Origin of the sequence: Streptomyces sp. NPDC050388 (assembly GCF_040655635.1) — a bacterium.
GTDB lineage: Bacteria > Actinomycetota > Actinomycetes > Streptomycetales > Streptomycetaceae > Streptomyces.
On sequence record NZ_JBFAKH010000042.1, the window covers coordinates 46,428 to 65,426 of the forward strand.

Below are 18,999 nucleotides of genomic sequence, written 5' to 3' on the forward strand. Positions count from 1 at the left end.
CCAACGACATTGCGCCGAGCGGGTGACGGCCTCCACGGGCTCAGAACACCCCGGTCGCCTCGTTGTGGCTTTTGGCCTCACCTTGGCTGGACCCCGTGATGCCCCGGTGGTGGGTGTCGTACCGGCGGGGCGCCCAGGAGCGGCGGCCCGCCTCCTCCGGCACGGCAACCGTGTGGGCGACCTTCCCGGCCGTGGTGTGGGCGGATTCTCGTGGCTGCTGCACTCAGACTGCCGGACCGTCGAGAATGCGGGAATCCCCCGAAATTGATTTAAACCTCAACATGTTAGAGGGTGGAGGGCATCCCCCCTCCCCGAAGGACGACCCCATGGGCCTGTTCACCCGCCGCCGCGCCACCGCTCCCGCCCCGGCCACCGCGCCGGCCGCCGCGCCGGACACCGCCCGGTTGACCGGCGTGTGGACCATCGACCCCGCGCACAGCAGCATCGCCTTCGTCGCCCGGCACGCCATGATCACCAAGGTCCGCGGCACCTTCGAAGACTTCGACGGCCGCCTGTACCTGGACGGCCAGCACCCCGGCCGCTCCACCGCCGACGTGACCCTCAGGGCCGCCGGCCTCAACACCCGCCAGAAACAGCGCGACCAGCACCTGCGCAGCGCCGACTTCCTCCACGTCGAGGCCCACCCCGAACTGTCCTTCCGCAGCACCTCCGTGCGGCAGCTCTCCGCGAACGCCTACCGCCTGACCGGCGACCTGAGCATCAAGGGCGTCACCCGCCCGGTCGTCTTGGACCTGGCCCACACCGGCACGGCGACCGATCCCTTCGGCAACGAGCGCGCCGGTTTCGAGGGCTCCACCACGGTCGACCGCACCGACTGGGGCCTGACCTGGAACAGCGTGCTGGAGACCGGCGGCGTGCTGGTCGGCGAGAAGGTGAAGCTGGAGTTCGACGTCTCCGCGATCCGCGCCACCTGACCACCACCCCCGCGCGGGATGCGGCGGACCCGGCCGCCTCGAGGCCCGCGGGCAGGCGACACGAGCCACTCTGATCACGGTGGCATCGCGCCTCGGCCACGCCCGTCCCTCCGCCTCCCGGGGCGCCGCAGGCCCGAAGAGGCCGGTTGCGCCCGGAGAAGTGGTGTCCGAGCCACCCGCCGCGACGCTCCCGCTTCCCGGCCCCCGTCGGGATCTTCGCGGTGGCGTCCGCGAGCGACAGGCCGCCTTCGGCAGGCCCGCCGGCCGCCCCGGACGGTGCGGAAAGTGCGCTGGAGTCCGGTGTACCGGGCTTCGCGTCCTCTTCGGTGAGTTGCGGGCTGCAGCCAGCCAGTCAGTCAGCGAGATCGCGAGGAGCGCGGCGGCGAGCGGCATGCGGTGGTGGCGGGCACGGTCGTGCTTCTGGAGGTGAGGCAGCGGTAGCGCCTCGTGTTCCCAGGCCGGTCGCGATGCGTGACAGCCGGTCATATGCGCTGGTTGCAGCCGGGATTCGGTGCGACTGAGGTTCTGCTGGTCAGGTCGTACGAGGTCGTCCGCGCAGGTGGGGGCACCGCAAAGGCGTCCGGAGCCGCGCCTGGGCTGTTCACCGATCATGCGGATGAAGAGGGATGTGCGGGTGGACGGCAGTGTGCGGTCACGTCCGTCGAGGTGGTGTATCGACGGCCACTCGGTGATCTCGTCTCTGAGGCCATGCGGTGAGTTCGGTGGGCAGGGCGGTGTCGTCGGTTTCTGACTCGCTCGGGTGGAGGCGAGCCTCGGCGAGCAGGTCAAGTCCCATGGAGCGGCGGGCCTCGGTCCACTCGTCGTTCTGCTCGGCCAGGACCGCGCCGACCAGCCGGATCACGGCGGTGCGGTCGGGAAGATACCGACCACGTCGGTGCGGCTGGGGGCACCTCCCACGGCGCAGCCGTGGGGGAGGATCTCTTTGTTGAGCCGTTCCTGCGGGTTGTTCGACCCGATCTCCCGCGGGAACGCGGTGAAGGCCAGCACGTCGCCCCGTGCGTCATCCAAGTGGGCTGCGACCTTGGGGAACTTGGCTTCCAGGGCATCAAGGACGTGCCGCATCTGAGCCTGGACGGCGTCGGCGTCGGGCTGTTTGAAGATGGTCCGCAGCAGGGTGGCCACCCACGGCTGGGCCGACTTGGGTACCTGGCTCAGCAGCGCGCGGGCGATGGGGGCACCGCCCGCGCCCGTTCAGGGCGTGGGGGAGGGTGCGGCAGCGCTGCCAGGAGGCGCCGGGCAGGGTGGCGCCGATCGCGTTGACCAGGCCCATGTGCGCGTCGGAGATGACCAGCTGGACGCCGGACAGGCCGCGGGCGATCAGTGTCATCGCGCGCAGCAAATCGAGACTCGCCGCGGCGAGGGTGTGCAGGGGCAGACTGTCCGGTGCGGTCATCGTGCTGATCTCCTTCGAGCTTCGACACTTCGAAGATCAGCCGGTGGCCGTTCATCTATGCGGGCACCATCCCGATGCCGGAGCAAACCCCCGGATCAGGCCGAACCCGTACACCACTTCCCTGGCGCACCCCAAAAAGCCCCCGACCAGCAACAACGCCCCAGCTAGCAACTGTCTCTCACCACCACCGCCCTCAAACCGAGAGATCGCAGCCCGGAAGGCACGGGTCGGGTCACCGGAGTGGTGCACGCAAGTCATCACGGCTCTGTGTGCGTTCGGGGGCCGGGGTGGTACTGGGCCCCGGCAGGGGGACCCCGGCGTGGGCCCGGCATCGACGCGGTCCGTGTGGTCATCAACGCAAGACGTGGTCTGCCCGGCGGTCACGATGATCCTCCCGGAGGTGGTCTCCATGCACGGCAGTACTCACGAAGCGGGAAGGACAACCGCGGTGCTGTCGGCCATGCTCTGTCTCCTGGGATTTCGGGCGCCGAAGAAAGAGGGCGCATGAGACGACGCATCGAATGAGGTGTTCGCCCGGGCCATGGCAGCGGTGGCTGCGGAACCTCCGCGCGGGGCGCGGGGGTGGTATGCGGTGCCATGACCACTGCTGTCCCTTAAGCGGTCATGACACCGCATACCACCCCCGCTGCCCTGTGACGCCCGCCCACATGTGGTGCAGGGGCGGCTCGGGCCGCGTCGCTTGCCGTTGGCGTACGGCAGCCCAAGCAGTGGCGGCATCGGTGCCCCCGGTCCTCAGCCGTGGTCGAGCCGTGAACGTGACTCGCTGCACGGCCTCGGCGCGCCCCGGGCGCGGTGTCCGCGCCGGGGGCACGCCGAGGCCGTGCGGTTCACAGCTCCAACAGGTACGGGGAGGGGGCTAGTTCTTGCTGCCCTTGCCGACGGAGAAGGCGTACAGCTTGTTGTTCGTGCCCTTGTCCGGCCACATCGCGGAGGTGTAGCCGGAGCCCCAGTAGACCGAGCCGTTGACCACCGCGGCACCGCCGACGACCGAACCGCCGCTGGCGAAGTCCCACTTCACCTTGCCGGTCTTGGCGTCGAGGGCGTACATGTTGTTGCCCTTGGGAGCCATGGAGCCGCCGTAGACGACGCCGTTGGCGCTGGTCACGAAGCCGTGGGCCTTGTGGCCCTGCGGGTCGGCGGTCTGCCACAGGAGCTTGCCGGTGGCGGCGTCGAGGGCGGCCCAGAAGCCTCCCGTGGTGGTCGACTTCTCACCCGTCGCCGAGGTGATGGTGGTGGGGACGTTGTCGTAGTTGGTGACCGCGACGTAGACGCGCTTGCCGTCGGTCGCGGAGCCCCACTGGATGCCGCCGCCGAGGCCGCCGGGGCCGGCCTGCGTCTGCCAGACGACCTTGCCCGTGGCCGGGTCGAGCGCCCAGTAGACGCCGCTCTTCTGGCCCACCCCGAGCAGGTCGGTGCGCTTGCCGTCCACCGTGGTGGTGTAGAGGTTCGGGCCCGACCCGAAGTCGTAGTCCGGGCCGTTCGGCTTCTCAATCGTCCACTGGTCGGCCTCGAGGGTGTGGCGGGCCCAGGCGACCTTGCCGTCCTTCAGGTCGAACGCGACGATCGCGTCCTGGTGGTTGTCGGGGGAGGCGGGGGTGCATCCGGTCGCGTCCGGGGTCGCGCAGACGCCTTCCGGCACCGAGTAGTTGTTGCCGGTGGCCGCGTACACCAGGCCGCGCTCGAGGTCCACCGCGGGGTGGCTGCCCCAGATCGCGCCGCCGGTGTAGCCCTCCGGCACCGTGTGGGTCTTCCACAGGATCTCGCCGGTGTCGACGCTCACCGCGACGAGACTGCCGCGGAAGGTCGGCTCGCCGGGCAGCGCCTCGGACTTGGACGACACGCCCACGTACGCCACGCCGTCGGCGATCACCGGCGAGCCGGTGACGACCGCCGCCGGGTTGTCGTCGATCTGCGTCTTCCACAGCGGGGCGCCGGTCTTGGCGTCGGCGCTCAGGAGGTAGGCGCCCTCGGTGGTCTTCATGGCCGGAACGCCCTCGCCGAAGACCAGCTTGCCGTCCGCGTAGGCGGGGCTGGTCCGGGAGACGTCACCCTCGATCCCGCTGTACGTGCTCACCGGCTTGGACCAGAGGGCCTTGCCCGTCTTGGTGTCCACGGCGTGGAGCTTGCCGCTCCAGTCCGGCACGTAGGCGACGCCGTCCACCACGGTCGGCGTGGCGGAGATGTCACCGCCGGCCGTGAAGGTCCAACGCGCCTTCAGGTTCTTGACGTTGTTCGCGTTCAGGATTTTCTCGGACGCGGCGTTGCGGGTGTTGTGGGAGTCATGACCCGCGGACGTCCAGTTCGCGGCCGGCTTCGGGGCGGCCGCAAAGGCGGTCCCGGTGGTCCCTGCGAACGCCGCGGCGACGACGGCCGCCAGCGGCACGCCCACGACGGCGGACCGCAGCGTCCGCGACTTCGGGCTCCGTGTTGACATGCAAAAACTCCTTCGTGCTGTGCGGCGGTGCGGAGCCGTGCCGGCGGCGGCCTGTTCGGCCGTGGTCTTCGGCTTGCTCCTCGGCGCGTCACAGGAGTGGTCTTCTCGGCCGCGCCGCCCGCCGTTGGTTGAACACTAAACCATCTCCGCGAGGGGGTGATCCAGCAGGGGGCTCGCAGCGAGCCGGAGCGCACCGCCCTTCCGGCCCCAATCCCGAGGCTGCTTCGGCTGGTTGACCGCTCACACGCTTCGCCGGGAAGTCGCCGATATTGACCCAGCGGGAGGCCGCCGGCGCGTGTGGGCGCCAGCCGCACGACTATCCGCCGCCGCGAGGCGGGGGTGGATCCGCCCGGCACGGCCCAGATCCCGTGCGCGGCCGGCCGATCCCGGTCGACGACCCGCTCGCCGCCGACCCCGGCCGCCCGCACCGGCCCCGCCCGACAGGCGATCTCCCCGGACTCCCCTCACCGCCCCGGCGGGGACGTGCGCGGCGTCGGCGAGGGCCGGGAAGATGCCTCTGGGGCCGGGTCGTCCCCGCGTGCGCGGGAAGCGGCCGACGACGGGCCGGGCCGGGTCCGGGTGGCCGCCGGCGCGCGCCGACCGCCCCTGCCGCCGGGGCGGACTGCCGTTCCGTCTCGACCGGCGGCGGTTTCCCCTGCCCGTCGATGCGATTGATCCCGGCCGCGCGAAGGCCGCGGCAGGCCGGATTATTTCCCTCCGGGCGAGGCGGCAGCGGTGAAACAGCCCACACAGCGGAAAGTTTATCCTTCAACCATCTCGGGGTAGTTTCTGTGATGGGCCCACCACCTCGGGCACCGTCCGACGTTCCGCGGGGCGGAACGTCGGCATGGCATTCAAGGAGGAGTGATCATGAGTCGCATCTTCGGAAGGCGGGTCGCCACCGCGGCCGCCTCGGCATCGCCCCACTCTGACGCCCAGCGCGTGGTCACCGTCTCCTACGCCACGGACAACGACCGGCACGACCGCGCCAACAACCGTGACCGCGGGGACGCTTGCCGCTGACGGCAGGGGCCGGAACCACCGGTCCGCCGATCAGCCGCACGCACGCACCATCCGCACGGCTCATGTCCGACAACGACGTCGCGCATGAGCGACCGCGGCCGAGAACGGCAGCAGGTGACCGGACGGAGTGCGCCCATACCACCAGGGGCGGGGTTCAGTGCGACTGCAGGCGCACCGCACCCCGCCCCGGGCATGCCGTCGCCCGACACCGGGCGGCGGCCGGAACACGGGCCCCGCACCAAGGCCGCCGAAAGAACCGTCCGGAAAGAGCCTCCAGCGAGCGCCGTCCGGATCGAGAGACAAGAGAAAGCCCATGAAGAACTTCGTCGAGCAGGAGTGCGAGATGCGCCTGCTGGTCGCGCCGGGTTGCAGCATCGGGGTAGCGACCCGACTGTCCTACGACCCGCACGACCCCTACGCCGTCCAGGTCGACTTCCACACCGGCCCGCACGCCCCGGTGACCTGGCTGTTCGCCCGCGAGCTGCTGGCCCAGGGCGCGTTCGGGCCCTGTGGACTGGGCGACGTGCGGATCTGGCCTGCCGGTACCGGGGCGCGCCGCATGCTGTGCATCGCGTTGGCCGCCCCGGCCGGGCAGGTCCTGCTCCAGGCCCCGTCCGCCGTGGTGGAGCGGTGGCTGCAGCGGACCTACCGACGGGTGCCCCCGGGCCACGAGACGCGGCTGCTCGATGTGGAGCAAGAACTGTGCGGACTGCTCGGCAAGAGCGCCTGAGGTCCGCAATCACCGGGTGAACATCAAGACCGCCGGCGAACACCGGGCCGCAATCCGGGCCCGCGACGAGGCCGCTGGAGGCGGAGCGCCTCAAGGCGCAGACGCAGACGTCCGCCACGCGGCGCGCCCTCGATGAGCAGCGGGCCGCCGAGGTGCTCGCCGCAGCCGCGACCGCCCGAGAGCGGGCCGCGCGGAGGCCGCCCGGCAGACAGGCCCCCGAGCGGCACCGGCTTCCCCTGCGCATTGCCGCTTCTGCACCGGCACGGGCCGTCGAGATGTCCCCGGGTGCCGCACGACCGCACGAAACCCCTCCTTGATGTGCCCGGGAAAAGACACGAAGAAAGAGGTCTTGTGATGAGTGGACCGGCCAGCACGGTCGACGCGCCTGCCGATCAGGCCGACACCGGCCATCCCGCCCCGCCCTGCCTGGAGGTGAGCGACAGCCGGGAGGCGACCGTCGGCGCGGTCCGGGTGCGCCGGGCCCTGCCCCGTCGGGGCCGGCGCACGGTGGGTGCCTGGTGCTTCGCCGACCATATGGGGCCGGCCGACGTCACCGAGAACAGCGGCCTGGACATCGGCCCGCACCCCCACATCGGCCTGCAGACCGTCACCTGGCTGACCGACGGCCAGGTCCTCCACCGCGACAGCCTCGGCTCCGAACAGGTCATCAAACCGGGCCAGCTCAATCTGATGACCTCCGGTAGCGCCGTCTCCCACGCGGAGGAGGCCACCGGCCACTACCGCGGCACCCTGGAGGGCATCCAGATGTGGACCGCCCTTCCGGAGAGCAGCCGGCACGGCCAACCGGCCTTCGAGCACCACGCGGAGCTGCCGCAGGCCGACCTCGACGGCCAGGCCGGCGCCGCGACCGTCCTGATCGGCGACTTCGGCGGCCTGACCAGCCCGGCCCGCCACGACACCCCGCTCGTCGGCGTCGAGCTGGACCTGCGGGCGCCAGCCACGGTGCCCCTGCGCCCCGACTGGGAGTACGCGCTCGTCGTCCTCCAGGGTGCCGTCGCCGTCCGCGACCAGCCCCTGCGCCCCGGCCGGCTCGGCTACCTCGGCGAAGGACGCGACGAACTCCCCCTGGAGGTCCGCGAGCCCGCCCGGGTCATGCTCCTGGGCGGTGAGCCCTTCCCCGAGCCGATCCTTATGTGGTGGAACTTCGTCGGCCGCGACCGCGAGGAGATCGACGCCGCCTATGCCTCCTGGGCCCGCCAGGACGACCGTTTCGGCCGCGTGGAATCCTCCCTGCCCCGCATCCCGGCCAAGGCCCCCTTCTGGCAGCAGGCCCCGGGGCCCCGATGAGGACGACGGGCACCGGCGACGGTGTTGTCAAGTTGGCTATGAGCAGGATGGCTGGTGGGGCATCAGGTCGAGGTGGGGTGAGGTGGCGGGCTCTGGGTCAGGCCGTGGCGGGCATGGCGGTGGTCCCGGTGATCTGGTTCCAGGTGGTGAAGCGGTGCCGCATCTCGGTGCGGTAGTCGGGTGCGGTCATCCGGTGGCGGCGGGGCCGGAAGTGCGGTGAGATCTGGCTGAACGCGGACAGGAACCTTTGGGTTCCGCCGGCCGAGCGGAAGCCCTTCATGGCGCGTTCGCGTTGCCGGGTGGGCCGGTGGCTGTTCTCGGCCCGGTTGTTCAGATATTTCGAGGTCCGGTGTTCGACCGAGGGCATCAGCCGGCGGTGAGCGGCGCCGTAGGAGCGGAGCCTGTCGGTGACCAGCACCCGGGGCACCCAACCCTGCTTCTTCATGAGCTTGGCCAGGAAGCGCTTCGCGGCCTTTGCGTCCCGCCGGGACTGGAGCAGGATGTCGAGCACGGTACCGTCCTGGTCCACGGCCCGTCACAGGTAGTGCCGCACCCCGCTAATCTTCACGAACACCTCGTCGAGATGCCACGTGTCGCCGGCCTGGGGCCGGTGACCCCGCAGGCGAGCAGCAGTTCCTCGACCTCGCGGTAGCCGAGGGGGAAACGGTGGTACAGCCACACCGCATGCGCGATGATCTCCGCCGGGAACCGGAACCCCTGTACGACACCGTCGCTTCGGTCTCCACGACCGCCCCCCTGGTGATCAACAAACCTGACGATCATCCCAGCCCCAAGGCCACCGGCTCAACCTGACACTGCCTTCGTTCGTAGTGGCAGACCAGGCATTGGCCACTCGCTTGGTCTCCCCGGTGGCACGGGCCACCGGGGAGACCTGGCAGTGGCACGCCCCCTGTGGATTCTCGCCGATTCCGGCTCGTCACCGCGGTTGAGCGCACCTGCCAGGGGAATCAGATCGTGTCGCTCACCGGATCGCTGCAACGGACGTTGAGGAAAGTCTCTGACATGGCAGTGCAGACGCGAATCGTGACCCGATACCCCTCGGCAAGGTTTTCGTCGCACGTCATTTCGTAGCTCGTCGCACCACAGGTGCCCGTCCTGCCGTAGTTCGTACTCCACTTGATGTACGACGCGAAGCCTTCATAGTGCTCGACGTAGAAGTCGTCGCCGTAGCTGATGAATCCGCCGTACGCGAACCCGTTCGAGACGATGGCGTCCGCATGGGCGGCACCAGCCATCCCCACGGTGAGTGCCGCGGCAGCTCCCACCGCAACCGCGCACTGTGCAAGTCGCTTCACTGGCTCCTTCTTTCTTCGTCGTATGGACGGGAAGAGCAGTACTCACCCGACGCTATATCTGACGGCGAACAGTCAGGAGTCGGTGTTCGGCCATCTGATCGGCTGAAACGGGAACCCAGAAGGGAGTGTCATGAACAACACCGTTGCGTTAGCGTCGTGAGCGGCCATTGAGACCGTGTTCGAAGAATGTGACGGTGGCGTGGACGGCGGTATTTCCTCGACGCCCTCCCCGGTCAGTCCGAACACCGCGGAGTACCAGACATCGACCACGGCCTTCTCGCCCTCGTAGTGGCGCACGGTGGTCAACGGGTGGACCGGTCGTAGCGGATGCACCCGGGTACCGGCGCCGGAGAGGTCGAGGACCTCCCGCTGCCACGGCGCGGGTTCGGGGTAGCCGACGGACTTCGGGTCAGCCAGGCCGCGGTTGATCTCGTCGCGGTCGAAGTGCGCCAGGTTGTACTTGTGCAGGCCCCACTCGCGCAGCTCGCGGTAGCGCGGCCCCTTGCGGGCCCGGATCGCCCGCAGGGTGCGTTCGTAGCCGAGCGGGCCGCCGCAGTCCTCGGGCGGGCAGGCCCGGCGGCCGGCACTGAACCGCGGGTAGTGGGTGTTCGCGGCGGGGCGGTGGATCTTCTCCACGGTGATGTGGTGGGTCCAGTAGTCGCCGAAGTCGTACACGTACCCCGCGCCGGAGCCGACCTCGGGCAGCACCTGGGCGACGGTGTACGCGGAGGGCTCGCGGCCGTTGTGCCCGTACCTCTCCCACTGGGCGCCGAACTCGTACAGGTGGGCGTCGTCGTGGCGTCGCCGACCCGGCCGGTCGACGTGGCGCTCCGCCCTACCGTCGAGCTCGTGGGCGCGGGCGAGAGGCTGCCGGGCCGCCGGTTCTGTGCCTGCCGCACGGCCGGTGGCTGTCCGGTGCCTCCCAAAGACGGCTTGCCGGGTCAGCGGCTGCCCCGTTTTGGGTGACGCTGCCTGCGGCGATGCGGGGCGTGGACACCGCTCTCGCACCCCGGCTCGCCACGAACGCCGGGCTCAGGATGTGCCCTCGGCCTCGGCGACGTGGTCGCCCCCGGCCACGTGGTCCCGTGTCATGCCAAGGAAGCGCCGGATGGCTTCGACCGGCATATCGAGTCCCTCGGACGCGGACTGCTCGTCGCCGAAGACCTGCACCGCCTCGGTGACGGCCACGGCCAGTTCGACCTCTGCCTTGCGGACCTTGGCCTCGGCCTTGTCCACGGTGTCGACCACCGCCAGCTGACGGCGCTGCCTCTCCTGGAGTCTCTGCTTACGGGAGAGGGTTTTGTCAGGGTTCTGCACAGCCATGACCAAGATCATAATCAGTCGGGTGCACGCCCATGAAATCGGCAACTCACCCGCATGACCCGGGCGTTCACGACTCGAAGGCTCAGCACCGGCAGCCCCGTGAAGCTGTTGCTCAACATAGGTGCGGCGCCGGGGCGTTGTCACGCTGACGGCGGATGCCTGCCGAGGGGGCGGTCAGGTTGAGTGGTGACCTTCTCGGGCGGCATGCTCACGTTTTGCCAGTACGACCATTCCCCCCCCACACGAGCGGCGCACTCGGAAAACAGCCGACTGCGCCCCCTCAGCGGCCGCTATCAACAAGGCATGTTCACCGCTGTGCTGCGCGGCCTGGCCGCCGTCTCCCTCGCCGCCCTGCCCCTGACTGTCACCCCGCCCGCACACGCCGCCGAAACCCTCCCCCTGGCCGAAGCAGTCGCCGGCCTCCCCGTGGACGTCGAAAACCGCGACGGCTACACCCGCGACGCCTTCCGCCACTGGAACGCCGGCGACCATCCCGCCGACGGCTGCAACACAAGGTCCGAAGTCCTGCTCTCCGAGGCCGTCGAGCCGCCCACGGTCGGTGCCCGCTGCCGCCTGACCGGCGGGACCTGGTGGTCGTACTACGACCAGACCTGGGTGACCTCCGCGTCCGGACTGGACATCGACCACATGGTGCCGCTCGCGGAAAGCTGGGACAGCGGCGCGTCCGCCTGGACGGCGGAGCGCCGTGAGGCGTACGCCAACGACCAGGGCGCACCGGCCAGCCTGGTGGCCGTCACCGCCCGCTCGAACCGGAGCAAAGCCGACCACGATCCGGCAAAGTGGCTGCCGCCCGCCGCTGCGGTCCACTGCCGGTACCTCGCCGAGTGGGTGGGCACCAAACTCCGCTGGGCCCTCACGGTCGATGAGATTGAGGCCGCGGCCCTGCGCGACGCGGCGGCCGGCTGCCCCGAGCAGACGGTGACGTACGAACCCGCCGCCCGATGACCCCGCCCCGCCGCCCGGGGCGGCGGGGGCCCGCCGGTGCGCTCGCCGACGCCCGCCGTGCCGGAAGTTCACCCGACCGGCTTTCCCACTCCCCCTGCCTCGTGCAGATCGCGGGGCAGGCAGCGGCCCCGGCCAGAGGGCGGCGCTCAAGGCTGCCACCTGCACGGATGCTTCATCGGCACCCGCAGAACCGGCTCATCCGGCGCGCTACGCAACAGCCCGGCCCACCGCGGTATGCGGGCCGGGCTGCCGGGGTGGCTACAGGTCCTGGACGGCGCGCAGGGCGGCGTCGACCCGAGTCATCGCCGCGGCGTCGACCGGGCCGAGGAGCTTCGCGCCGTCGAACCGGTCGACGCGCAGCTGTGTGATGTTGACGGCGACGGCGGTGCACGGGATCGGGTCCCCGATGACGACCGACATGGCGGTGTCGGGGTAGCGGCCGTTCTCGTGCAGCACGATCACGAGAACGGCCCCGAACGCCTGCTCCAGGCCCGTCAAGCTGACGATCAGGACGTTGCGGCCGTCGGCAAGGTTCCAGATTTCACCACGGTTCACAGGGTGTCGCCCTCACCCGCCAGGTCGTCGCCCAGGCCGAGCGCAGCCAGCCGCTGCGCGGCATCGAGAGTGGCGGCGCGGCGGGCAGCGCGCACCACGTACGCGTTCACGCTCAGGCCGGCCTCGGAGGCAGCGGCCCTGATCGAGGGAGCGAGGTCATCCGGAACACGCAGGGTCATAGTGGTGACAGACATGGTTGCAGAATAGCCACCACTTTCCGGTGGCGCATAACGGTTGCGGCAAACGCCGGCAAGAAGACGAGCGCGGGCGGTGACCCGGCCCGCGTCCCGTCTTCGCTCCCCCCTGCTGTGCCCGCCCGGGCATCTCGGTCGGCGGCCCGCAGGCCACGCGTGGGCCCGGTCTTCCACCCTGGCAAGGAAGCCGTCCATGCAGCCCCGCCCCCGTGGAGCGCACGTCAGACGTGCCGTCCCGCCGGCCCGAGACGGTGAGCCGTCGAGGTGTGTCCGGTTCCGTCCGCGAACGGCCGTCGGGCATTTCGGTACCCGCGTGCCCGGCGGCCCGGAGGTCACGGGGCGACCTCGTACTCCACGACCGTGTCCGGGCACGCCTCAGCGAGCTTGACCAGCGCGGCGCGTTCCTTCTCGTCGGCGGTCAGCTGCCACCGCAGCTTGGTTCCGGTCCAGTCCGCGGCGTAGGTGCAGTGCGCGCTCTCGGCCGGCGGGAGCCAGGCGGCCGGGTCCCTGTCGGCCTTGGAACGGTTCGTCTTCGCGGTGACCGCAACCAACGACCGCTCTGCGCCGAGGTCGTTGGCGTAGGCCTGGCGGCGCTCGGGCGTCCAGGCGTGGGCGCCGCTGTCCCATGCCTCGGCGAGCGGCACCAGGTGGTCGATGTCCAGCTTGCCCGCTTCGGTGACCTCGACCTCGTCGTAGTACGACATCCACACCCCGCCGCTCAGCGCGCACCGCTCCCCCTGCTCGGGCTTGGTGGTGGCCTCCTCGATCAGGACCTCGGCCCGGGTGGGGCAGCCGTCGCCGTCCTCGTCGACCCAGTGCTTGAAGCTGTCGCGTTCGTAGCCGTCCCGCTGCTCGGCCCCGTCCGGGATCTTCGCGATGGCGTCCGCCAGCGGCAGGCCGCCTCCGGTGGGCCCGCCGGACGGTGCGGGGCCACCGGGGAGCGCGCTGGAGTTCGGGGAGTCGGGCTTCGCGTCGTCTTCGATGAGGTGCGGGCTGCAGCCCACCAGCGAGACGGCCAGGAGCGCGGTGGCAAGCGGCATGAGATAGCGGCGGTTCACGGTCGTGCTCCTGGAGGTGAGGCAGCGGTAGCCCCTCATACTCCCAGGTCAGCCGCAACGGGTGACAGAAGGTCATATGTGCTGGCCGTAGCCCGGATTCGGTGCGTCGGGGTTCGGCTACTGAACTTGAATTCGTGATGTCGGTCAGTCGTTCATGGTCAGTCCGGTGCCGGCGAGGCAGCCGTCGACCACGTCAGGCCGGTACTGGATCTGCTTGAGCTTGCGCTTGGCGGCTCGGGTGAGCTGGGAGAGGTCGGCTGCGGCAAGGTTGCCGAGTTCGCGTTTGACCAGTGACCAGATGCCCTCCTGCGGGTTGAGGTCCGGTGCATAGGTGGGCAGCTGGAAGACGGTCAGCCAGTCGGCGTTCTTCTCGATGAACTCCTGCATGCCGCAGGTAAGGTGGAGGCGGACGTTGTCCCAGACCAGCACGATCGGGCCGCCGAGCTGTCTTCGGGCCCTGACCAGGAGGCGGCAGAAGCCTCTCCAGCCGAAGCCCTTCGGCTCGCCCTTGCGGCCCCGGTACTCCCGCAGCCCGTAGATCAGCCGCGACCGGGACCCAGGCTTGAAGCAGCACATGCCCACCATGGACAGACGGCCACTTCCCCGGCCGCGGACCCTGACCACCGGCGTGTGACCGACGCGGCCCCAGGTCCTGGCCCTGGGCGGCGTCATCGACTGCCCGGCCTCGTCCTCGAAGGAGATCCACGCACCCCGCGGGCCGCGGCCGCTCTTTTACCTGCGGCCAGACCTCCTCCTCCGCCCTCGACTCAATGAATCATCCATTATGTCTGACTCGACCTGCTTTGACAGGGAGGGCTGTGAGCTGCAATGACCAGCCCGAAGGTCTGCCCTCACTGCCAGAGGTCAGCTCCGTCGCGCCCGCTGGGATCCATTGTCAGGAGGTTTTCATGCAGGCCCGACAGGGCTCGCCCGGTCGGGGAGCCATCTTCGCCCGACTCCATGACCACCCAGCCGGCTTCCACGCCCGACACGTTCACAGCGCCGCCGGCGTCCAGTTCGTCGAGCGTCGCGAACACCGCCTCATAGGCAACTGCTCGGACCAAGCAAGCAAGGTCCTCCCTGTCCGCCCCGGCGGCAAGAAGCTTCTGCGCGGCGGGCAGTTGATCGAGCAAGACCGGGTCGGACCAGCCGTCGATCGCGCCGCGCCACAGGCTCCGCAGCAGCACGAATCGCGCGAGTTGCGGAAGGTCTTCCATGACCTCCGACTTGATCAGGTCGACAGGATCGGCCACGCCGAGGGTGCTGAACTGGGCACGCAGCGACTCCGCGGCGGCCTTCTGCGGCAGGTCCAAGCTGTTCAGCCATTGCTGCCATGCTGGTTGAGGATCACTCACCGCAACAGCATGCCCTACGGTGGGGACCACGGCCGATCGGTGCGTCTCTCTGCTGGCGCACCAGGCGCAGTGGTTCACGGAACTGCGGTCAGAGCCGTGAAAATCCTCAGCCTCGCTCTGCATTCCCCATTTCGTTGACCGATCACCCGTGGACCGGAGCCGACCGTTTCGGGTGGTCAAAGCCCTACCCGCCGTCAAGGGCCCTCGACTGATCCGTCCTGGGGCCAGGCGTAGACGCGCACGGGGTCCAGGTGTAGTTCATTGGGGCCCAGGCAGTCAGCGGCCCAGGTGGCCAGGCGAGAGCCACAGACGCAGGCCAGGTTGGGGCCGCGCGCGCCGGTGGGACCGCAACACCCGAGCCAGTTGTCCCCGAGCGTGAAGGGTTCGAGGCGTGGCAGGGCATCGTCCGGGTGGACGACGACGCTGTCACGCCAGCCGGCGGAGACGGTGGCCCCTGCGCCGGTTCGCAGCAGCTCGCGGCCTGCGCTTCGGGCAGGCCGGCGGGGTGCGGCGGCTGCGACGAACGGGGCACCCCACGGGTCGGGGTCGATGGCGTAGTGCCCGCGCAGAACGGTGGAGCGGGCCTGGCCAGTCTTCTTGTCCCGGCCGTGATCAGAGTCATCGACATCCGGGACGACCGGCAGTGCCACCAGGTCCCCGGTGAGCGCGGTCCCGCACCTGGCGCAGTAGAAGACGGTCACATGTCGGGTTCTACCGTGCGGCGGGCCGGACCGTCACGCGGATTCGGCTGGCTGACGGGCGGAACGCAGTTGGGTGCGGTTCCTGCCAGATCCTCGCAACCAGACGGCGCCCCGGGCCCCGTACCGCTGCCCCCAGCAGCCGGTCGGTCCTTGCCGGAACATCTATGTCCTGTGCGGAGAGATCCTTCCCCAAGAGGACTTGAGGCGGCCTAGATCCCCATCACGTACCACTGTCTGGGCGATGAGCCACGCAGGTACAAGTGCCGGCCTCGTCCGACAGGGCGCGCGTACCGCCTGAGGGGTGCGCCGTTGGGGAGGGTGAGACAGGCTTCCTCGACCAGCAGGGCCTCGTGCTCTGCTATGCGGCAACGGTGCAGGCGATCTGGTTGTCGGCAGCCACCGAGCATGATGATCTGCTCTCCGTGCACGGCCATGCCCGCAGGAGCGATTACAGGGGTCTTCCGTAGTCGAATCTCACCGTTGGTCCGGGCCTCAAGCAGTGGGAAGGTCGGGTAGTAGTTGGCCCACGCGACACCGTCGTCAACGTTGAAGGCGTAGACCGTATCGATGTACTCGATGCCCTCCGGAGGCCTGTACCCCCACTGGTGGTTACCGCCGCTGTCCCAGCGCACCAGGCCGGCGGCGCTGATCGGGTCGATGTAGACGCCTTCGTCGAAGTAGGCACTCCATACATGGTGCCGTCGGTCCGCCATCAGGTACTCGACCGCACGCCCCATCACGAAGCTGCGGCGGCGTCGCCCGTCCCTCCCGTAGATCTGCGCGTTCTGCTCCCCTGCGGCACCGTGGCCTTGCAGAACGAACCGGCCATTGGGCAGCGCGTCCAGGTGGGTCACCCGCAAGCTCATGTCGCGCAGCAACTGTTCCCGGACTGCGCCGCTGCTGTCGATGACCAGAAGCGCGTCGTACGGACGGGTGCGGGGCTGAGGGCAGGGCCTGCCATACGAACTTGGACGGAGTTCCGCATCGGGGCAGATCAACCAGAGGGCTCGGCCCCAGGCGTCCACGGTGGTCGCCAGGACCTTCTGGTGGTCGTACTGCCGAGGCAACAGTGCGTGGGGACGCAGTGCCACCTTCCTCAAGAAATCACCTCACGGGCGAATGAACACGACTCACCCATGATCGCATCCAAACCCATCGCCCAGCCGTGCCAACACCATGGTGCCCTCCCCGCCGACGCGGGGGCGTTCCGCTCCGCCCGCCGCCCCCACCGCTCCGGTCCCGGTCCATCCCGGCACGGTGTGCGCCGACGGCCAGGTCTCCGGCTCCACCGGGCGGGGAACCTGCTCACACCACGGCGGCATCGCTCCCTGACCCCGTGGGCAGCGCCGGCAACCAGGAGCGGGCAAGCGCCCCCAGCACCAGGTGCTCTCCCTGGGGAAACGGGACCCGCCCCCGACAGAATCCTCCGCAAGGATCGTTTTCCTGCCCCGACGTCCGGCCCGGCGGCGGCACCGCGGCCGCGGGGGCGAGCGGGTCCGCGGCCCCGCAGCGACGGACGGGTCAGGTGATCTTGCGGGCGGACAGCGGGCTGGAGCCGGAAACGGCCCGGATGCCGGGAACGTTGTCGGCGCGGAGTCTGGCGGCCACCGCGCCGGCGCTGATCTCACCGGCCCCGTACTGGCTGGTGCGGGCCGCCACTATCTGCGCAACCGTCAGGACGCTCCCGGCCGAGAGACCCGCGAACGCCTCGCGTAGGTGGCGGGCGACGTCACGGGCGTGGCCGGTCAGCGGTCCAGTGCGGGCAGGTGGGCCAGGCCGGTGTCGAGCATGATGCGGTCGACGGTCTCGTGCAGGGCGCTGTCGGCACCGATGACGGTCTCGAGCCCGCCGGACAGCAGATCGCGCGGCCGGTACCAGTCGCGCAGTTGCGTCTCGCTGACGTCATCGGCGATCGGCTTGGTGGCATGCCGGGCGAGGGTTTCATCGAACGGCACGTCCAGGTAGTAGCCGTGGGTCGGGCCGCGGTGCTCGGCGCGCAGCGCCGCGAGCATGTCGCCGTAGCGGTCGGCGTACAGGATGCCTTCGACCACGACGTGATAGCCGGCGTCCAGGGCGTAGCGGGCCGTCAGGTCGATCAGGCCGATGTTCGCCGCTCCCGGCCGGTCCCGCTCGCGCAGCACGATGCGGCGGAGGTTGTCCTGACCGACCAGAGCCAGGCCGCGGCCGAACCTCTCGCGCAGGCCGGCCGCGACGGACGACTTCCCCGAGGCGCTGTTGCCACGCAGCACGACCAGCCGGGTTTCTTCGGTGCCCACCCTCACGGCGGCCACGCTACCGACGGCCGGTGACACCGCCCGGGGCGTTCCGAGGACGACGGTCCCCGCGGTTGTTGGGTGGGAGGAGACCGTCAGTTATGCGACGGGCTCGTACGTCACGCTCTGGCCCGGACAGCCGCCCGCCACCTCCCGCAGGGCCGCCACCTCGGTTTCATCCGCCGTCAGGCTCCAGCGGAGCTTCGTGGCGACCCACTCGGCGATGTACCGGCAGTGCACGTCAGTAGCGGGCGGAAGCCATCGGGCGGGGTCCTGATCGGCCTTGGACCGGTTCGAGCGGGCGGTGACCGCGACCAGGCTGGTGGACGCGCCCTGGTCGTTGGCGTACGCCTCGCGGCGCTGCGCCGTCCACGCGGAGGCGCCGCTGTCCCAGCTCTCGGCAAGGGGAACCATGTGGTCGATGTCCAGGCCGGAGGCCGACGTCACCCACACCTGGTCGTAGTACGAGAACCAGCGGCCTCCTGTCAGGCGGCAGCCGGGCCCGACCGTGGGCGGTTCGACGGCCTCGGAGAGCAAGACCTCCGCGCGGGTGTTGCAGCCGTCGGAGGGGTCGGCACCGGTGTTCCAGTGACGGAAGGCGTCCCGGTCGTAGCCGTCGCGGGACTCGGTACCCACCGGCAGGCGGGTGACGGCCTCCGCCAGTGGAAGCGTCTCCGCCGCGTGGGTGGGCGCGGGAACGGTCAGGGGCAGGACGGCGAGGGAGGCGGCGGCCAGGCCGCGCAGCACAGCTTTGAGCATGAGCCGTTGATAGCGGCACTCGACGAGGCGCGATCATCTGTTTCCCCAGTGCGCCGCCCGTGTGGGTGCAATGGTCATACCGGCACAGGCGCGGCGCGCCTTTCTCCTGCACGCGTCGCGGTCGCACGTGGCCATTTGGTCGGCGCCGGACATTGGCGGGCGGGGTCACCTCGCGTCCGGCCACACCCTCAGCACGGCGTTGATGCCCCTATGGATGTCAAGTAGCGATTGCGGCACGTGCGCGGCTGGCTGCGGGGCTCGGAGTGGCGATGAGCTGGTAGACCTCCCGTGCGATGTAGCGCTTGAGGCAGCGGATGACTTCTCGGCGCGTCTTGCCCTCGGCAAGGCGTCGCTGCAGGTAGTTCCGGGTGCGGTCGTCCCAGCGCAGGCGGCTGAGGACGATCCGGTAGAGGGCGGCGTTGGCCTGGCGGTCGCCGCCGCGGTTGAGTCTGCGGCGCTGGGTCTTGCCGGAGGACGCTTCGACCGGGCTGGTGCCGCACAAGGCAGCGAAAGACGCCTCGCTGGTGAGGCGTTCAGGATTGTCACCTGCGGCGATGAGCAGGGCTGCGGCGCTGTCCGGGCCGACGCCGCGTACGTCGAGCAGACCGGGTGAACTCGCCTTGACGGCCTCGGC

Annotated in this window: 22 protein-coding genes and 2 pseudogenes; 6 read left to right on the forward strand and 18 right to left on the reverse strand. The window is 70.1% G+C overall.

The features are described 5' to 3' along the window. Positions 1-40: 40 nt before the first annotated feature. A complete protein-coding gene (locus AB0I73_RS23755) occupies positions 41-223 on the reverse strand; it encodes a hypothetical protein (protein ID WP_363040420.1) in 183 nt (60 codons plus the stop codon). A gap of 103 nt (positions 224-326) precedes the next feature. On the opposite strand from AB0I73_RS23755, the gene AB0I73_RS23760 reads away from it, so the two are divergent. Further along, positions 327-935 (forward strand): YceI family protein, encoded by a 609-nt coding sequence (locus tag AB0I73_RS23760; RefSeq protein WP_363040422.1) that lies wholly within the window; start codon positions 327-329, stop codon positions 933-935. A 652-nt stretch (positions 936-1,587) separates the two neighbouring features. Here the strand turns inward: AB0I73_RS23760 and AB0I73_RS23765 are convergent. Both AB0I73_RS23765 and AB0I73_RS23770 read right to left on the reverse strand, forming a co-directional pair. Further along, a pseudogene (locus tag AB0I73_RS23765) lies at positions 1,588-2,277 on the reverse strand (transposase); the annotation flags it as partial. A 949-nt stretch (positions 2,278-3,226) separates the two neighbouring features. Continuing rightward, a complete protein-coding gene (locus AB0I73_RS23770; protein WP_363040424.1) occupies positions 3,227-4,804 on the reverse strand; it encodes a PQQ-binding-like beta-propeller repeat protein in 1,578 nt (525 codons plus the stop codon). An 870-nt stretch (positions 4,805-5,674) separates the two neighbouring features. Here AB0I73_RS23770 and AB0I73_RS23775 point away from each other — a divergent pair. The 3 genes from AB0I73_RS23775 to AB0I73_RS23785 all read left to right on the forward strand — a co-directional run bounded on the left by AB0I73_RS23775 (position 5,675) and on the right by AB0I73_RS23785 (position 7,865). Beyond that, the gene (locus AB0I73_RS23775; RefSeq protein ID WP_363040426.1) at positions 5,675-5,827 is read left to right on the forward strand and encodes a hypothetical protein; all 153 of its coding nucleotides are present in this window, start codon (positions 5,675-5,677) and stop codon (positions 5,825-5,827) included. 313 nt (positions 5,828-6,140) lie between these two features. Beyond that, positions 6,141-6,557 carry an SsgA family sporulation/cell division regulator gene (locus tag AB0I73_RS23780; protein ID WP_363040428.1) on the forward strand — a complete coding sequence of 139 codons (417 nt, stop codon included), beginning with the start codon at positions 6,141-6,143 and terminating at the stop codon, positions 6,555-6,557. A 354-nt stretch (positions 6,558-6,911) separates the two neighbouring features. Then, complete coding sequence (locus AB0I73_RS23785; protein WP_363040430.1) at positions 6,912-7,865, forward strand: pirin family protein; 954 nt, start codon at positions 6,912-6,914, stop codon at positions 7,863-7,865. 97 nt (positions 7,866-7,962) lie between these two features. On the opposite strand, the pseudogene AB0I73_RS23790 reads toward AB0I73_RS23785, so the two are convergent. Continuing rightward, positions 7,963-8,546: pseudogene (locus tag AB0I73_RS23790) on the reverse strand (IS6 family transposase). A gap of 3 nt (positions 8,547-8,549) precedes the next feature. On the opposite strand from AB0I73_RS23790, the gene AB0I73_RS23795 reads away from it, so the two are divergent. Next, positions 8,550-8,678, forward strand: a complete 129-nt coding sequence (locus AB0I73_RS23795; RefSeq protein WP_363040432.1) for a hypothetical protein — start codon at positions 8,550-8,552, stop codon at positions 8,676-8,678. A 155-nt stretch (positions 8,679-8,833) separates the two neighbouring features. Here AB0I73_RS23795 and AB0I73_RS23800 read toward each other — a convergent pair whose 3' ends face one another. The 3 genes from AB0I73_RS23800 to AB0I73_RS23810 form a co-directional block, all read right to left on the reverse strand. Further along, positions 8,834-9,181, reverse strand: a complete 348-nt coding sequence (locus AB0I73_RS23800; protein WP_363040434.1) for a hypothetical protein — start codon at positions 9,179-9,181, stop codon at positions 8,834-8,836. A 72-nt stretch (positions 9,182-9,253) separates the two neighbouring features. Then, positions 9,254-10,189 carry a plasmid pRiA4b ORF-3 family protein gene (locus AB0I73_RS23805; protein ID WP_363040436.1) on the reverse strand — a complete coding sequence of 312 codons (936 nt, stop codon included), beginning with the start codon at positions 10,187-10,189 and terminating at the stop codon, positions 9,254-9,256. 24 nt (positions 10,190-10,213) lie between these two features. Next, entirely contained in the window at positions 10,214-10,504 is a 291-nt protein-coding gene (locus AB0I73_RS23810; protein ID WP_363040438.1) for a hypothetical protein, read from the reverse strand. Positions 10,505-10,807: 303 nt separating this feature from the next. Between AB0I73_RS23810 and AB0I73_RS23815 the strand changes: the two genes are divergently transcribed. After that, positions 10,808-11,470 (forward strand): HNH endonuclease family protein, encoded by a 663-nt coding sequence (locus AB0I73_RS23815; protein WP_363040440.1) that lies wholly within the window; start codon positions 10,808-10,810, stop codon positions 11,468-11,470. Between the two features lie 258 nt (positions 11,471-11,728). Here the strand turns inward: AB0I73_RS23815 and AB0I73_RS23820 are convergent, their stop codons facing one another. The 11 genes from AB0I73_RS23820 to AB0I73_RS23870 form a co-directional block, all read right to left on the reverse strand. After that, the gene (locus AB0I73_RS23820) at positions 11,729-12,025 is read right to left on the reverse strand and encodes a hypothetical protein (protein WP_363040442.1); all 297 of its coding nucleotides are present in this window, start codon (positions 12,023-12,025) and stop codon (positions 11,729-11,731) included. After that, complete coding sequence (locus AB0I73_RS23825) at positions 12,022-12,219, reverse strand: toxin-antitoxin system HicB family antitoxin (protein WP_237409517.1); 198 nt, start codon at positions 12,217-12,219, stop codon at positions 12,022-12,024. The genes AB0I73_RS23820 and AB0I73_RS23825 overlap by 4 nt, the downstream gene beginning before the upstream one ends. Before the next feature lie 332 nt (positions 12,220-12,551). After that, on the reverse strand, positions 12,552-13,277 hold the full coding sequence (locus tag AB0I73_RS23830; RefSeq protein WP_363040444.1) for an HNH endonuclease family protein: 726 nt from the start codon (positions 13,275-13,277) through the stop codon (positions 12,552-12,554). Positions 13,278-13,421: 144 nt separating this feature from the next. Continuing rightward, positions 13,422-13,949, reverse strand: coding sequence for a transposase (locus AB0I73_RS23835; protein WP_363040446.1), 528 nt, complete (start codon positions 13,947-13,949; stop codon positions 13,422-13,424). Between the two features lie 179 nt (positions 13,950-14,128). Further along, a complete protein-coding gene (locus AB0I73_RS23840) occupies positions 14,129-14,632 on the reverse strand; it encodes a hypothetical protein (RefSeq protein ID WP_363040448.1) in 504 nt (167 codons plus the stop codon). Positions 14,633-14,826: 194 nt separating this feature from the next. Next, a complete protein-coding gene (locus AB0I73_RS23845) occupies positions 14,827-15,333 on the reverse strand; it encodes a hypothetical protein (protein ID WP_363040450.1) in 507 nt (168 codons plus the stop codon). A gap of 209 nt (positions 15,334-15,542) precedes the next feature. Continuing rightward, the gene (locus AB0I73_RS23850) at positions 15,543-16,424 is read right to left on the reverse strand and encodes a hypothetical protein (RefSeq protein WP_363040460.1); all 882 of its coding nucleotides are present in this window, start codon (positions 16,422-16,424) and stop codon (positions 15,543-15,545) included. 430 nt (positions 16,425-16,854) lie between these two features. Next, on the reverse strand, positions 16,855-16,992 hold the full coding sequence (locus AB0I73_RS23855) for a hypothetical protein (protein WP_363040452.1): 138 nt from the start codon (positions 16,990-16,992) through the stop codon (positions 16,855-16,857). 86 nt (positions 16,993-17,078) lie between these two features. Further along, positions 17,079-17,624 carry an AAA family ATPase gene (locus tag AB0I73_RS23860; protein ID WP_363040454.1) on the reverse strand — a complete coding sequence of 182 codons (546 nt, stop codon included), beginning with the start codon at positions 17,622-17,624 and terminating at the stop codon, positions 17,079-17,081. 81 nt (positions 17,625-17,705) lie between these two features. Further along, positions 17,706-18,365, reverse strand: a complete 660-nt coding sequence (locus tag AB0I73_RS23865; protein WP_363040456.1) for an HNH endonuclease family protein — start codon at positions 18,363-18,365, stop codon at positions 17,706-17,708. Between the two features lie 217 nt (positions 18,366-18,582). Beyond that, the coding region (locus tag AB0I73_RS23870; protein WP_363040458.1) for an IS110 family transposase at positions 18,583-18,999 on the reverse strand (417 nt) is incomplete at its 5' end.